The following is a 14,507-nucleotide window of genomic DNA, read 5'->3' on the forward strand; positions in this document are numbered from 1 at the left end:
CGCAGTGGTCAGCGGGGCGTGACGGTGTACCTACGATTCTGCAGCGAAGGGTTGCGCTTGCGTACGTCGGCCAGCCGCTCGGCCGAGACCTCAGCGAACGCTTGCCCGTCTGCCTCACCCACCGACGCCAGAGCGACGCCCTGCGGGTCGATGACCTGGCTGAGGCCGCAGTACTTCTTGCCGTTCTGTGCGGCGGCCGCGACATAACAGGTGTTCTCTACAGCGCGAGCCGTGAGCAGTGTCGTCCAGTGGTGCTCCTTGAGCGGTCCCCGGACCCATGCGGCCGGGATAACAAGCACCTCCGCGCCCGCGTCGACCAGAGCGCGCGACAGCTCCGGGAACCGCAAGTCGTAGCAGGTCATCAGACCGAGCGAGTGGTCGCCGATCTCGATCACCACCGGAGCTACGTCACCCGGTGTCAGCTGGTCGGACTCCTTGTACCCGAAGGCGTCGTACAGGTGGATCTTGCGATAAGCGCCGAGCAGTACGCCGTCAGCCCCGACGGCCAGCAGCGTGTTGTACGGCCGATGCTGGTCGCAGCTGCGCTCGAACATCCCGGCCACGATCGCGACCTCGTGCTCGACGGCAGCCTTCCGCAGGGTGGTGACGAACTCGCCGTCCAGCGGTTCGGCAGCCTCGGCGACCGACTCCCCCTCGACCGCGAAGTCGGACATCATCGCTTCCGGCAACACGACCAGATCCGGCCGCCCCTGCGCGGCCTCAGCGACCAGGCGAGCCACCGCGTCCCGGTTGGCGGCCTTGTCGTAGCTGCTGGCGGTCTGCACCACGGCGATCCTCATCTCTCCATGGTGCCGCACGAACACACGACTTGAACCTCACACGACGTGAGGACCTACCGTCGATCGCATGGACACCGCAGACAGGACCTGGCGGGTCGGCGAACTCGCCGAAGCCACCGGCCTCAGCGTCCGCACGCTGCACCACTACGACGAGATCGGCCTGCTGCGGCCGGGGCGGCGGAGCGGACAGCGGCAGTACGACGCCGGGGACGTACGTCGGTTGCACCGGATCGTCGCGTTGCGCGGGTTCGGGCTGTCGCTGGCGGAGATCGGGCAGGTCCTGGACGGCGAACTGAGCGATCCCCGCGGGCTGGTCCGCACGCAACTCGACCTCGTCGAGGAGCAGATCGCGGCGGCAGAACTGGCGCGAACCACGTTGCTCGGTGTCCTGGACGGCCTCGACCGAGCCCACGAACCGTCCGCCCAGACACTCATCGAACTGATCGAGGTGACCACAGCTATGAACCGGACGCTGACACGTGAGGAGTACGCGTCGATGGTGGAGGAGCGCCGCCGTCTGACGGAGAACCTCACACCCGAGGAGCTCGAGGCACTGGAGGCTCAACGACGGAAGGCGATGGCCGCGCTGAGCCCCGAGGAGCTCGAGCGGATGCGACAGGCCAGAGAGGCGCTGCTGCCGAAGGAGTGATGCGAGACTGCAAGTGTGGAGTTCGATGCGATCGTGCTGGCTGGGGGCGGGTCCACGCGATTCGGCGGTGTGGACAAGGCGATGCTGGTGCTCGACGGGGTGTCGTTGCTGGATCGAGTGCTGGCGGCGACGGCGGGAGCCGTGTCGACCGTAGTGGTCGGGCCGGTGCGTACGACGTCCCGCGACGTGAGCTGGACCGTCGAGGACCCGCCGTCTGGCGGGCCTGTCGCGGGACTGGCGGCAGGGCTTCAGCACGGGACGGCACCGGTCGTCGTGGTGGTGAGCTGCGACCTGCCGTGGATCACCGCTGCCGACGTGACCACACTCGTCGAGGGCCTGGCCGAGCACGACGGACACGGACTGCGGGACACCGACGGCCGGGAGCAGCAGCTCGCCACCGCGTACCGGCGTACCGCGCTCGAAGCCGCGATCCAGCAGGTCGGCGACCCGAGGGACAAGTCGGTACGCCGTACGCTCGCCCGCCTCGACCTCAGCTGGACCGACCCGACCCACGCGGGCGACGACGTCGACACGTGGGCGGACCTGGACGGCTGAAAACCGCTGGACGCCGCCCATACGTTCGACGCATGGATGTCGCGCAGCTGGTCCGGGACGCGATGGGAGTCGAGGCCGGCGAGGTGGTCGAGCGCACCGGCGGACAACTGAGCACTGTGTACGAGGTGCGGACGGCCGGCGATCCGTTGATCGTGAAGGCCTACGCACCGGAGTGGCGCTGGAAGCAGGCCAAGGAAGTCCACGTGTACGGGATGCTCGAGCCCGAGGTCGGCGGCTCGATCCCGCGGGTGCTGCACGTCGGTGACGGCGTCACGATCCTGTCGAAGATCGACGGCGAACCGCTGTCCCAGGTCGAGCCGCCCCGCTGGCGCGCGATGTACGCCCAGCTCGGGGAGCTGCTGCGCCGGGTCCATCGGATCGGGCAGCCGGCGTACGGGTACCTGACCGATCAGATCCTCGACCCGCTGCCGGACAACGACCAGTACATGCGACGCCAGTTCGCCAAGAAGCTGGGCGAGTTCGAGCAGCTGGGCGGGGACCACGAGCTGCACGCGCAGATCACTGCGCACGTCGAGAAGAAGCAGTACTTGTTCGCGGACAACAGGGCTGCCGTCCTGTGCCACAACGACTTCCACGAAGGCAACATCCTCGTGGACCCGGACACCTGGCGCGTCAACGGCTTCATCGATGTCGAGAACGCGATCGCCGCCGACCCGCTCGTGGACCTCGCGAAGACCATCCAGTACTCGGCGCACGACAACGCCCAGAAACTCGCGGGTCTCACCGACGGGTACGGCGCCGTGGCCGGCGACCGGATCGACCTCTACCGGCTGTACCACTCACTCGAGCTATGGGACTGGTTCAAGTCGATAGGCGAGACCACTTACCTCGACTCGATCGCTCAGGACCTGGCGAAGCTCGTCGAGCGCTGAGGGTAAGTTGGGCGGCATGCGAGCTGTCGTGTGTAAAGGTGCCGGCGGAATCGACGTGCTCGGGATCGGCGAGATCCCGGACCCGGAACCGGCCGTCGACGAGGTCGTCATCGACGTCGTCGCCGCGGGCGTGAACCGCGCCGACCTGCTGCAGCGTCAGGGCTTCTATCCGCCGCCGCCCGGCGCCCCCGGCACGATCGGCCTCGAGGTCTCCGGCCGGATCGCCGCGGTCGGCGCCGAGGTCGAGGGCTGGTCGGTCGGTGACGAGTGCTGCGCGCTGCTGGCCGGCGGCGGGTACGCGGAGAAGGTCGTCGTACCGGCTCCGCAGGTGATGCCGGTGCCGGACGGCGTCGACCTGGTGAGCGCGGCCGCGCTGCCCGAGGTCGTCGCGACCGTCTGGTCGAACGTCTTCATGGCCGCGCATCTCAAGCCGGGTGAGACCCTGCTCGTGCACGGCGGCTCGTCCGGGATCGGCACGATGGCGATCCAGCTCGGCGTCGCGCACGGCGCGCGGGTGCTGACCACGGTCGGCAACGCGGAGAAGATGGAGTTCTGCACCCGGCTCGGCGCGGATGTCGCGATCAACTACAAGGAAGCCGAGTGGGCGTCGGTGGTGAAGGAAGCGACCCACGATGCCGGGGCCGACGTGATCCTCGACATCATGGGCGCCAAGTACCTGACCGACAACGTGAAGACGCTCGCGTACGACGGGCGGCTCGTGGTGATCGGGATGCAGGGCGGTGCGAAGGGTGAGCTCGACCTCGGGCGGCTGCTCAGCAGGCGTGGCTCGGTGATCGCGACCGGGTTGCGGTTCCGCTCGGTGGCGGACAAGGGCCGGATCATCTCCGAGGTCGTCGGGCACGTCTGGCCGTTGATCGCGGAGAAGAAGGTCCGGCCGATCGTGCACTCGACGTTCCCGCTCGCCGAGGTCGCGAAGGCCCACGAGACGCTCGAGCAGTCGACCCAGCTCGGCAAGGTCCTGCTCACCCTCTGACGCCCGGGATCATGGCGCCGTGGGCAGGTTGGCCGCGACCCATTCCGGGTCGGGCGCGACCAGCTGGATCACGTCGATCCAGGTGCCGGCCGGGTCCCGGACGAAGAAGTGCCGTTGCCCGAAGATCTCGGTCACCGGCTCGGTCTCCAGCTCGACACCACCGGCGCGGAGCGCGGCGGCGACCTTGTCGGCGTCCTCGACGATGAAGCCGAAGACGGTGCTGCTCTCCTGCTGCGCCGACACCGCCGCCGGAATCGTCGGGTGCCCGCGCTCCATGATCGCGAGCTCCCAGTCGGCCGGTCCCCGGCGGACGGTGATGAACCAGCCGAGGTCGATCGCGATCTGCAGGTCGAGGTATTGCATATAGAAGGCGGCGACCTCCGAGGGGTGGTCGGTGACGACGGTCGCGCCGAATGCCGCGGGTTGCATACATTCTCCTGACTACTACAGCTGTTGTCGTTGTGTACGACAGTTGTAGTGGACCTCTGCTAGCCTTGTCAACATGCCCCGGAATCCGGAACGCCGTACCCAGCTGGCCGACGCCGGCCTCGCCGTGCTCGCGGAGGCCGGCGCCCGCGGCCTGACCCACCGAGCCGTGGACGCCGCCGCCGGACTCCCGGCCGGTACGGCGTCCAACTACTTCAAGACCCGTGACGCGCTCCTCGGCGCGCTCGGCGAGCGGATCTTCGAGCGGCTGGCGCCGGACGAGGCCGTCATCGCGCCGCTCGCCGAGCGCGAGCCCGGCCTCGACCTGATGACGGACTACGCCCACTACATCGTCGAGCGCCTGCTCGGCCGGCCGGAGATCACCCTCGCCCTGCTCGAGCTCCGGCTGGAGGCAGCGCGTCGCCCCGGCCTGCACGAGATCCTGTCACGCACGCTCCGGCAGGGTTTCGACGCCGACGTCGCCTTCAACGCGAACGCGGGCCTGCCGGGCGGCGCCGAGGAGATCCGGCTGCTGCATTTCGCCATCGACGGCCTGGTCCTCGACCAGCTGACACCCGGCACCGGCCGGCCGTACGACGTGCAGGCGATCACCGCCCGCCTGGTGCGCCGCCTGACGCGCGAGGATTGACCGGCGCATACTCGGTATGCATACTCAGTATCTATGTCGATCAAGCATGGATTGCTGGCGCTGCTGCAGGACGGGCCGAAGTACGGCTATCAGTTGCGCGGCGAGTTCGAGACCGCGACCGGAGCGACCTGGCCGCTGAACATCGGGCAGGTCTACACGACGCTGACGCGGCTCGAACGCGACGGACTCGTCCAGCCCGCGGCGGTCCGGGCGGCAGCCCAGGAGGACGACGGCCGGTCGATGTACGAGATCACCGAGGCCGGGCGGGACGAGCTGGCGACCTGGTTCCGGACGCCGGTGACCCGGGAGTCGCGGCCGCGGGACGAGCTCGCGATCAAGCTCGCGCTGGCGCTCGCGGTGCCCGGTGTGGACGTCGGTGCGGTGGTCCAGCGACAGCGGACGGCGACGATGCAGTCGCTGCAGGAGCTGACCCGGCTGAAGCGCAACAGCAGCGACGGCGAGATCTCCTGGCAGCTGGTCGTCGAGTCGATGATCTTCGCCGCGGAGGCCGAGATCCGCTGGCTGGACCACTGCGAGGCGCTGCTGTTACGCCACCGCGGCAAACCACGCCCCGCGCCGCAGACCTACGCCGTACCGGACGAGGAGGAGGCGCGCTCATGATCCTGGACATTCGCAATCTGACCCGGACGCACGGACAGGGCGAGCAGGCCGTCCATGCCTTGCGTGGCGTGGACCTGACGGTCGCTCCGGGCGAGCTGGTCGCCGTCATGGGCCCGTCCGGGTCGGGCAAGTCGACGTTGCTCACCTGCGCCGGCGGTCTCGACCGGCCGACCGCGGGCGAAGTACTTGTCGACGGCAACGACATCACCACCCTCGGCCGGAACGCCGTGGCCGCGCTGCGACGGCGCCGGATCGGCTATGTGTTCCAGGACTTCAACCTGATCCCGGCATTGACCGCGGCCGAGAACGTCGCGCTTCCGCTGGAGCTGGACGGCACCCGGAGCCGGACGGCCCGCAAGTACGCCGTGGCCGCGCTGCAGGAGGTGGGCATCGACGACCTCGCCGATCGCTTCCCCGACGACATGTCCGGCGGCCAACGGCAACGCGTGGCGATCGCCCGTGCGGTCGTCGGCGAACGGCGCCTGCTGCTCGCGGACGAGCCGACCGGCGCGCTCGACTCCGACACCGGCGAGGCCGTCCTGCGGCTGCTCCGGGACCGCTGCGACCAGCACGGGATCGGCGGAGTGCTCGTCACCCACGGCGCGCGGGACGCCGCCTGGGCCGACCGCGTGGTCTACCTGCGCGACGGCGTCCTGGTGGGACAGGCCGGGCCGCTGCCCGAGGCCGACGCGCTGCTGGAGCGCCGCTGATGGGCCAGTGGGGTCCGCCGCTGCGGATCGCCCGGCGGACGGCGCGACGAACGCTCGGCCGGACGTTCCTGGTCGCCGCGCTGATCGGACTGCCGGTCCTGGCCGCGACCTGGCTGGGCATCGTCCTGAAGTCCGCCAGCCCGACCGGTGAAACGCTGGCCACCACCACGATCGGCCGCGCCGACGCCCGGCTCGACGTCACGCAGTACGACAAGCTCGACGTGCCGCCGGGCCAGGACATGACGTACGGCGAGCCGCCGCCGGCCGAGGGGCACGACAAGGCGGTCCGGACTCCGGCGACGTTCGACCCGAAGCCGTTGCTCCCGGCCGGGACGAAGCTGGCCCGGATGTTCGTCGACTCCGGCATGGCCGAGATCCGGGGCCCGGAGTCGAAGACGTCGGTCACCCTGCTCACCGGCGAAGGCACTGATCCGCTGACGAGCGGGACGGTGCGGCTCGACAAGGGCCGTTTGCCCGCGAAGGCCGACGAGGTCGCGATCTCGCCGTCACTCGCCAAGAGCCTCGGCCGGTCCGACATCGTCGTGAGCACGAGCGGCCGGAGCTACGCCGTCGTCGGCATCGCCCGGATGCTCACGCCGCAGAGTACGCGGGCGATCTTCGCCACGCCGGACTCGACGCTGTACGAGCCCGACCCGACGCGCACGGTGCAGTACCTGGTGGATCTGCCCGACTCGGCCGACGCCGGTCAGCTCAACACCGAGCTGACCGGCAAGGGTCTCTTCCTCTTGCCGCGGGCAACCATCGTGGACCCGCCGCCGAGCCCTTACGGAACGTCGGCCGACGACATCGGCCCGTACGCCGCGATGGCGCTGGTGATCGGCTTCGGGATCCTGGAGATCGTGCTGCTCGCCGGTACGGCGTTCGCGGTCGGCGCCCGGCGTCAGACCCGCGAGCTCGGCCTGGTGATGGCGGCCGGAGGTACGCCGGGTGACGTCCGGCGGATCGTCCTGATGCAAGGGCTGTTCTCCGGGCTGGTCGGCGTGACCGGCGGACTGGTGATCGCGGGGATCGCCGCGTTCAGCGCGAAGCCGGTCTGGGAGGCGATGACGGACTCGATCTTCACCGCCTGGCAGATCCCGTGGGGCACGATCGCCGCGATCGCGGTGCTCGGTCTCGGCGCGGGACTCGCCGCGGCCGTCGTACCGGCGATCGGCGCCGGTCGGCAAGCGCCGATGGCCGCGCTGACCGGACGGTTCACCGTTGCCGCCAAGGCGGCGCGGATCCGGATCGCGGCTTTCGTTCTGCTCGCCGGCGGCCTGGTCTGCGTGTTCGCCGGCAGCGCGATGATCGGCGCGGCCTTGAAGTCGGCGCAGAAGTCGCAGCTCGGGCAGCAGGCGACAGCCACGCCGACCGGCCCGATCGCGCTGGTCCTGCTCGGTATCACCGCGTCGATCGCCGCGCTCGTGTGGATGCTGCCGAGCCTGGTCGTCAAGGTGGCCGGCCTCGCGCGGGTGTTGCCGCTGAGCGGCCGGATGGCGATGCGCGACGCCGCGCGCCACCGGCACCGCACGGGTCCCGCGACCGCGGCGATCATGATGGCCGTGGCCGGCACCGCCGCGGTCGCCTTCGCGGCGTCGAACTCGATCGCCGCCGACGCCGCGGACTACACGGCCGCAGCGCATGAGGGCGATGCGATGGTCCGGTTCAGCCAGGACGTCTCCGGCGGGATCGCGTACACACCGCAGCTCGCCTCGCAGCTGGCCGGGCTGCTTCCGGTCCGGCAGCAGTACGAGCTCGGGTACGTCCAGTTGCCGAACACGAAGGCCAACCAGTACGGCTACACGCCCGTCCTGGCCGTCGCCACGCCGGAGAACGGGACGGGCATGACCGGGATGCCGCTGCAGGCAGCCGATCCCGCCTTCGTCGAACGCTTCGGCGAGTACGGCGCGCGGGTGGCGGCGGCGATGCGCGCGGGCAAGGTGGTCGTCCCGGACGTGCGGCTCGCCCCCGGCCAGAAGGTTGCCATGCACAACGATGACGGGGACGAGTATCTGCGGAATCTCGACGCGGTGTCGTTCGGACCACCGCCCCGGGTGCAGTTCTTCCGCGACACCGCGCTGATCGGCGAGCAGGCTGCCCGTGAGCTGGGCACGATCCAGGTCTCCGAGGTGCACTTCGAGCTCACCAGAGATCCGACCGCCGACGAGTTGGCGGCGGTCGCCCGGCTGCTGGGCGAGGACGACCGGCTGGTGGTCGAGAAGGGGTACCAGAGCCCGGCGCGGCTGTTCCTGATCGGGATCCTGCTCGCCGCCACCGTGGTGACCCTGCTCGGCGTCGCGATCTCCGTGTCGTTGTCGGCTGCCGAGGGCCGGGCCGATCTGGCCACGCTCGCGGCGGTCGGCGCGCCACCGAGGCGCCGGCGGTCGCTCGCGGCGGCCCAGGCGTGGGTGCTCGGGCAGCTGGGCTGCGTGCTGGGCGTGGGGGTCGGCGCGCTGTACGGCTACACCGCGCACGCCGCGTTCGGGTCGCCGCGGTTCGTGGTCCCGTGGGCGGAGATCGGCGGCATCGTGCTCGTCGTACCGCTGTTCGCCGGGCTGCTCGCCTGGCTGCTCACGCGATCCCGGCTACCCATGGTCAGCCGCATCGACTAGCGCGACCTCGGGGTAGGCGACCGGATAGGGCGGTGTGCTTGTGACGCGCCACTGGCCACAAGCACACCGCTGGTACACGACCAGGCCTTCGCTGACGTGGTGGCTCGAGATCGCGGACCAGCGATGACGGTGGGTTTCAGTCATGCACCCATCGTGATGTAATGGCATTATGCATCTCAACCCTTACGGCGCTGACGCGGTCCTGCTCGCGGTGAACCTGGCCACCCGCCCGGCGACCACGCCGGACGAGCTGGCCGAGCGGTGCGAGGAGAGCGGCGTCGAAAGCCGTCTGGTGCGTGAGCGCCAGGTCACCGAGGCGGATCTGGCCGCGGTCCGGACCGCGCTCGGCGAGTGGTTGCAGGTCGTGGACGCCCCCGACGAACAGACCCGCGTCGACCTGGTGAACGCGATGCTCGCGAAGTACACCGAGCATCCGCGGCTCACCAACCACGCCGGCGACGGCTGGCACATGCATTACCGGCCGGACGACGTCCCGGTCGGGCGACTGGTCGCGACCCTGATCAGCACCGGTACGGCGCTGCATCTGGCCGGCCGCGGCATCACCAGGCTCGGCCGTTGCGCCACCGATGGCTGCGCCAACGTGTACGCCGATCTGTCGCGCACCGGCCGCCAGCGCTACTGCAGTCCGGCCTGCGCGAACCGGGACGCCGTACGTCGTCATCGTGCGCGTGCATCCTAGAACGCCCGTCGGGTACCGCACGGGGACCGCGATCTAGGATGGGCAGATGAGCGAGAGCAGCAGCGAGGGCCAGGAAGTTCCGATGGCCGGGGCGCGGACCGAGGACGGCAAGGTGCTGATCGTCGGGCCGGACGGCATGGCCGTCGAGGGGCCGCCGCGCTCCGACAACGACCACGACGAGCAGGACGAGCCGCGCTCGGTCACCGAACTGGTGGAGCAGCCGGCCAAGGTGATGCGGGTCGCCAACATGATCCGGCAGTTGCTGGAAGAGGTGAAGTCGGCGCCGCTCGACGAAGCCTCCCGCGCGCGGCTGCGGTCGATCCACGAGGCGTCGATCAAGGAGCTGGAGAGCGGCCTGGCGCCGGAGCTGGTCGAGGAGCTCGAGCGGCTCAGTCTCGACTTCACCGACGACAGCACGCCGACCGAGGCCGAGCTGCGGATCGCGCAGGCGCAGCTGGTGGGCTGGTTGGAGGGCCTGTTCCACGGCATCCAGACGGCGCTGTTCGCGCAGCAGATGGCCGCGCGCCAGCAGCTGGAGCAGATGCGCCGCGCCCTGCCCGGCGGGCAACAGCTCCCCGACGGGCAGTTCCCGGAAGCACCGCAGGCCGGCAACACGGACGGCCCGGGCAGCGGCGGGATGTACTTGTAACGCCTTATTTCAAAGGCTGGAAGAACTCCTCGAGGACGGCGGCGACGCCGTCCTCGTCGTTTGCGGGAGCGGTTCGTTCCACCACCGCGAGGACTTCGGGGTGGGCGTTGGCCATGCCGTACGCCGTTCCGGCCCAGGCGAGCATCGGCAGGTCGTTGACCGAGTCACCGAACGCGATCGTCTCAGCAGCCGAGATCCCTTGCTCTGCGGCGAAGTCGGCGAGCATCGCCGCCTTGGACACCCCGCTCGCGGAGATCTCCACCAGACCGTGACCGCCGCTGTGACTGGCTGTCACTCGTTGGCCCACCAACGGATCGACCAGACCGAGCAGCTCGTCCGCGTGCAGGCTGGGATGCCGGACGAGCAGTTTTGCGGTCGGCTCCGTAAGCAGCTCCTCCACCGCGGCGATCAGCGAGTTGTCCGGATTCGGGTAGGCGTTCTGGTAGACCGGTTCCTGTCCGTAGCGGTCCGGTCGCTCGATGGCGAACTGCACGCCCGGGATCGCCGCCCGGATCGCCAGCGCCACCTCGAGGGCGACCGCCGGCTCGATCAGCCGGGTCCGGATCGCCTTACGGCGCAGGACGTCGTACAGAATGGCGCCGTTGGCAACGATCGCGACACCGTGGTCACCGACCAGGTAGGCGAGGTCGTGCAGCCAGCGAGGTGGCCGGGCGGTGACCATCACGAAAACACTTCCGGCTCGCTGCGCCGCGAGAACCACGGCACGCGTCCGGTCGGACACCGTGCCGTCACTGCGGACGAGCGTTCCGTCGAGATCGGTAGCTATCAGGCGGGGGTATTGCGAAGCCGTCACGAGGCCCACCGTATCGCTCGGCGAACCGCTGCTGCATTACCCTGGTCGGCGCCCGGGCGCAAGCCGTACGACGTCGGCTTCAGGTCTTTTTGACTTATCTCGTTGAGCTTTTGACAACGTCATCAGACCGTTACGGCAGGATGCTGCAAAGGCAGCAAGTTCCCCTGCGCCGCCCGGTTTGCGCGTGATTTCATGCGGAGGTCTGGTGGGGAACCGGGGGCTGTTCGTTCGCGTCGTAAGCGTGTTCTGGATCAGCGCGACTGATGCCGCCCCACCTCCGGAAGTACACAAACGTCGAAGAACTGTTGTGGAATTGGCTGCAACCAAAACCGCGGCAGTGGCGTCAACAGTTATGGATCGGTGCGTCCCGCGCCCGGGACGACACGGTGGGCCGGCAACGAAGCGCGGGTCCACCAGCTAACGGATCCGTGCGGACGAACGTCGTTCACCGTTCGTTCATTCGGGTCTTGACTTGGGGAGCCTTGATGATCGTCAACAGCGCCAATCTAGCGGGCCCGGGGGGCAGTAGCTCTCGAGCGGCTGTCGACACATGTTCCACCCGGGAGGGGGCAATGACCGGCTGCATCGCGCGTTCCGACATCTTTCAGCACCGTTTGATGGAGGAGCCGCCGCCCGCGTCCGCGACCCGTCGCACCCGCGAGCGGTACGAGCAGCTCGTCCGCGAGGCCAAGGCGCTGTGCGCCTCGTGCCCGCTCTTCACCGACTGCCTGTACAGCGCCGTCGCCGAGCACGACGTGAGCGGCTTCGTGGCCGGAACCACTGCTGTGCAACGGCGTTCGATCCGCAACCTGCTCGACGTCGAGGTGCAGGCGGACGACTTCGACCAGCTGGCCGGCGCGCGGGGGACCCGCCGGCCGGTGAGCCACGAAGAGGTCCTGCGGCTGCGCACCCAGTACCCGAACGACAGCCTGGAGTCCCTGGCCATGCGGCTGGGCTGCTCCTTGTCGACCGTCAAGCGGCACCTTCGGCGGGCGCGCCGCGGCCAGAGCCCGGCCGCCAAGACGCCGCGGCCGCGTCCCGCGGTCGAGGCCGTGCTGGACGCGTTCGACACCGTCGTCGACCAGCAGCACCACCCGCGCCGCAGCGGCAGCACCCGCGTCGCCTGACCCGATACTCGGCCCGCCAGCGGACTATCGCCAGACCGACCGAAGGCCCGGAATCCCCGCACCAGCGGGGATTCCGGGCCTTTCGCTTGCCTAAGGCATCGGACGTGTCAAGGGTTTCGGTTGTCGCCGAAAGGGCTTGACTCAGAACCAGCGGTTGAGTACTGCGGCGACGCCGTCGTCCTGGACCGACTTGGTGACCTCGTCGGCCGACTCCTTGACCTCGTCCGGGGCGGAGCCCATCGCGATCCCCAGCCCCGCGTAGCTGAGCATCTCGATGTCGTTGCGTCCGTCACCGATCGCGAGCAGGCCGGCCGGGTCCAGGTCGTACTGCGCGAGCGCGACCTTCAGCCCTGTCGACTTGTCCACACCCTCCGGCGCGATGTCGAGCCACGCGGTCCAGCCGACGAAATAGCTGACCCCGTGCAGGCCGAGGCGTTCCGCCAGGTGGACGAAATCGCTCTCGGACTGGTTCGGGTCGCGGATGATCAACCGGGTCACGGGCTGCGGGGCGAGCTCCTCGTCGGCGACCACCCGGATCCGCGCGTCCCGGCCCAGGTCGCCGTCCGGGAACGGCTCGGTGACCAGGTAGCTGCCGTCGTACTCCTCGACCGCCATCCGCGCGTTCGGCGCGTACCGCCGGACCGACTCGATCACCGTCGACGGGTCGAAGGTCCGCTCGTCGACGACCTCGCCGTCCGGGTAGCGGAGCGTGCGCGCACCGTTGCTACAGACAACGAGTCCGCCGGCCGGCAGCCGCAGCCGCTGCGCCACCGGCCGGGTGGTGGACCAGGCCCGGCCGGTGGCCAGGAACACCGGGACCTGCTCGGCGGTCCGGCGCACCGCGTCCAGAACCGCGGGCGACAGCCCCTCGTCGTGGTCGATCAGCGTCCCATCGATGTCCAGGGCAACAGCTGTCGGCCGCTGGAACTGTGCACCGTCGGTCATCGAGCGACCGGTTCGAGGACCTCGCGTCCGCCGACGTACGGCTGGAGTGCGGTCGGCACGCGGACCGAGCCGTCGGCCAGCTGGTGGGTCTCGAGGATCGCGACGATCCAGCGGGTGGTCGCCAGCGTGCCGTTCAGCGTCGCGACCGGCTGCGTCTTGCCGTCGGCGTCGCGGTGCCGGATGTTCAGCCGGCGGGCCTGGAAGTCGGTGCAGTTCGACGTCGAGGTCAGCTCGCGGTACCGGCCCTGGGTCGGCACCCACGCCTCGCAGTCGAACTTCCGGTACGCCGAGACGCCGAGGTCACCGGTCGCGGTGTCGATCACCCGGTAGCTCAGCTCCATCTTGTCGAGCATCTCCTTCTCCCAGCCCAGCAGCCGCAGGTGCTCCGCGGCCGCGTCCTCGAGCCTGCAGTAGGAGAACATCTCGACCTTGTCGAACTGGTGGACGCGGATGATCCCGCGGGTGTCCTTCCCGTGCGACCCGGCTTCCTTGCGGTAGCAGGACGACCACCCGGCGTACCGGATCGGGCCGTTCGACAGGTCGAGGATCTCGTCCATGTGGTACCCGGCGAGCGCGACCTCCGACGTACCGGTCAGGTACAGCTCGGGGTCCTCGAGCCGGTAGACGTCGTCGTGCGCCGACAGGTACCCGGTGCCGCCCATCACCTCGGGCTTGACCAGCGTCGGCGTCACCATCGGGGTGAAGCCCGCCTCGACCGCCTGCTGGACGGCCAGCTGGAGCATGCCGAGCTGGAGCAGCATGCCGGCGCCCTTGAGGAAGTAGAACCTGCTGCCCGAGATCTTCGCGCCGCGCTCCATGTCGATCGCGCCCAGCAGCTCGCCCAGCTCGAGGTGGTCGCGGGGCTCGAACCCCTCGGCGGCGAAGTCGCGCGGCTTGCCGACCTCCTCCACCACCACGTAGTCGTCCTCGCCGCCGACCGGGGCCTCGTCGGACACCAGGTTCGGCAGCGCGCGGGCGAGCTCGTCGAAGCGGTTCCCCGCCTCGTTCGCCGCGGCCTCGTTGGCCTTCACCTCGGCGGCCAGCGTCTTGGTGCGCTCCAGCAGCGCGGCCCGCTTGTCGCCCTTGGCCTGCGCGACCTGCTTGCCGAGCGACTTCTGCTCGGCCCGGAGCGCCTCGAAGGCGGAGATGGACGATCGACGCTCACTGTCGGCGACCAGGATCTGGTCGACCAGGTCAGTACTCTCGCCACGCTTGGTCAGGGCGGCGCGCACGACATCAGGGGTCTCACGGAGCAGTTTCGCGTCAATCACACCCTGAGGGTATCGGGGCGTGTCAGAACCGGCGAAGTCTATTCGGGATGATGGGCTAGCAACACGTGACCATCGAGGGGGATCTGAGCGGG

General features: G+C 69.6%; 16 protein-coding genes. 11 read left to right on the forward strand and 5 right to left on the reverse strand.

Annotation, left to right across the window (positions count from 1 at the left end; genetic code table 11):
• Positions 1-8: 8 nt before the first annotated feature.
• The gene (locus tag ABZW60_RS10085) at positions 9-800 is read right to left on the reverse strand and encodes a carbon-nitrogen hydrolase family protein (RefSeq protein WP_355475400.1); all 792 of its coding nucleotides are present in this window, start codon (positions 798-800) and stop codon (positions 9-11) included.
• A gap of 67 nt (positions 801-867) precedes the next feature.
• On the opposite strand from ABZW60_RS10085, the gene ABZW60_RS10090 reads away from it, so the two are divergent.
• Genes ABZW60_RS10090 through ABZW60_RS10105 form a run of 4 tightly spaced genes read left to right on the forward strand, consistent with a single transcriptional unit; the run spans position 868 to position 3,891 of the window.
• Positions 868-1,449, forward strand: coding sequence for a MerR family transcriptional regulator (locus tag ABZW60_RS10090; RefSeq protein WP_355475401.1), 582 nt, complete (start codon positions 868-870; stop codon positions 1,447-1,449).
• 15 nt (positions 1,450-1,464) lie between these two features.
• Positions 1,465-2,004 (forward strand): molybdenum cofactor guanylyltransferase, encoded by a 540-nt coding sequence (locus tag ABZW60_RS10095; protein ID WP_355475402.1) that lies wholly within the window; start codon positions 1,465-1,467, stop codon positions 2,002-2,004.
• Between the two features lie 32 nt (positions 2,005-2,036).
• Positions 2,037-2,897: an aminoglycoside phosphotransferase family protein gene (locus ABZW60_RS10100; RefSeq protein WP_355475403.1), complete on the forward strand. Its 861-nt coding sequence runs from the start codon at positions 2,037-2,039 to the stop codon at positions 2,895-2,897.
• Positions 2,898-2,913: 16 nt separating this feature from the next.
• Positions 2,914-3,891 carry an NAD(P)H-quinone oxidoreductase gene (locus ABZW60_RS10105; protein WP_355475404.1) on the forward strand — a complete coding sequence of 326 codons (978 nt, stop codon included), beginning with the start codon at positions 2,914-2,916 and terminating at the stop codon, positions 3,889-3,891.
• A gap of 9 nt (positions 3,892-3,900) precedes the next feature.
• On the opposite strand, the gene ABZW60_RS10110 is transcribed toward ABZW60_RS10105, so the two are convergent.
• A complete protein-coding gene (locus ABZW60_RS10110) occupies positions 3,901-4,320 on the reverse strand; it encodes a VOC family protein (RefSeq protein ID WP_355475405.1) in 420 nt (139 codons plus the stop codon).
• Positions 4,321-4,393: 73 nt separating this feature from the next.
• Here ABZW60_RS10110 and ABZW60_RS10115 point away from each other — a divergent pair, with 73 nt between their 5' ends.
• The 6 genes from ABZW60_RS10115 (at position 4,394) to ABZW60_RS10140 (ending at position 10,258) form a co-directional block, all read left to right on the forward strand.
• Complete coding sequence (locus ABZW60_RS10115; protein ID WP_355475406.1) at positions 4,394-4,966, forward strand: TetR family transcriptional regulator; 573 nt, start codon at positions 4,394-4,396, stop codon at positions 4,964-4,966.
• 33 nt (positions 4,967-4,999) lie between these two features.
• Complete coding sequence (locus tag ABZW60_RS10120) at positions 5,000-5,587, forward strand: PadR family transcriptional regulator (RefSeq protein ID WP_355475407.1); 588 nt, start codon at positions 5,000-5,002, stop codon at positions 5,585-5,587.
• Positions 5,584-6,297, forward strand: a complete 714-nt coding sequence (locus tag ABZW60_RS10125; RefSeq protein ID WP_355475408.1) for an ABC transporter ATP-binding protein — start codon at positions 5,584-5,586, stop codon at positions 6,295-6,297. The genes ABZW60_RS10120 and ABZW60_RS10125 overlap by 4 nt, the downstream gene beginning before the upstream one ends.
• A complete protein-coding gene (locus tag ABZW60_RS10130) occupies positions 6,297-8,909 on the forward strand; it encodes an FtsX-like permease family protein (protein WP_355475409.1) in 2,613 nt (870 codons plus the stop codon). Before ABZW60_RS10125 ends, ABZW60_RS10130 begins: the two co-directional genes overlap by 1 nt.
• A gap of 169 nt (positions 8,910-9,078) precedes the next feature.
• Positions 9,079-9,609 carry a CGNR zinc finger domain-containing protein gene (locus tag ABZW60_RS10135; RefSeq protein WP_355475410.1) on the forward strand — a complete coding sequence of 177 codons (531 nt, stop codon included), beginning with the start codon at positions 9,079-9,081 and terminating at the stop codon, positions 9,607-9,609.
• A 46-nt stretch (positions 9,610-9,655) separates the two neighbouring features.
• Complete coding sequence (locus ABZW60_RS10140) at positions 9,656-10,258, forward strand: bacterial proteasome activator family protein (protein WP_355475411.1); 603 nt, start codon at positions 9,656-9,658, stop codon at positions 10,256-10,258.
• 4 nt (positions 10,259-10,262) lie between these two features.
• Here the strand turns inward: ABZW60_RS10140 and ABZW60_RS10145 are convergent, their stop codons facing one another.
• Complete coding sequence (locus tag ABZW60_RS10145; protein ID WP_355475412.1) at positions 10,263-11,072, reverse strand: HAD-IIB family hydrolase; 810 nt, start codon at positions 11,070-11,072, stop codon at positions 10,263-10,265.
• Positions 11,073-11,689: 617 nt separating this feature from the next.
• Between ABZW60_RS10145 and ABZW60_RS10150 the strand changes: the two genes are divergently transcribed.
• On the forward strand, positions 11,690-12,199 hold the full coding sequence (locus tag ABZW60_RS10150) for a WhiB family transcriptional regulator (protein WP_355475413.1): 510 nt from the start codon (positions 11,690-11,692) through the stop codon (positions 12,197-12,199).
• A gap of 141 nt (positions 12,200-12,340) precedes the next feature.
• Here ABZW60_RS10150 and ABZW60_RS10155 read toward each other — a convergent pair whose 3' ends face one another.
• Positions 12,341-13,144, reverse strand: coding sequence for an HAD family hydrolase (locus ABZW60_RS10155; RefSeq protein ID WP_355475414.1), 804 nt, complete (start codon positions 13,142-13,144; stop codon positions 12,341-12,343).
• Entirely contained in the window at positions 13,141-14,415 is a 1,275-nt protein-coding gene (serS, locus tag ABZW60_RS10160; RefSeq protein ID WP_355475415.1) for a serine--tRNA ligase, read from the reverse strand. Before serS ends, ABZW60_RS10155 begins: the two co-directional genes overlap by 4 nt.
• Between the last annotated feature and the right edge of the window lie 92 nt (positions 14,416-14,507).

The sequence above is a fragment of the Kribbella sp. NPDC003557 genome, from assembly GCF_040610805.1.
In the GTDB taxonomy this organism is placed as follows: domain Bacteria; phylum Actinomycetota; class Actinomycetes; order Propionibacteriales; family Kribbellaceae; genus Kribbella.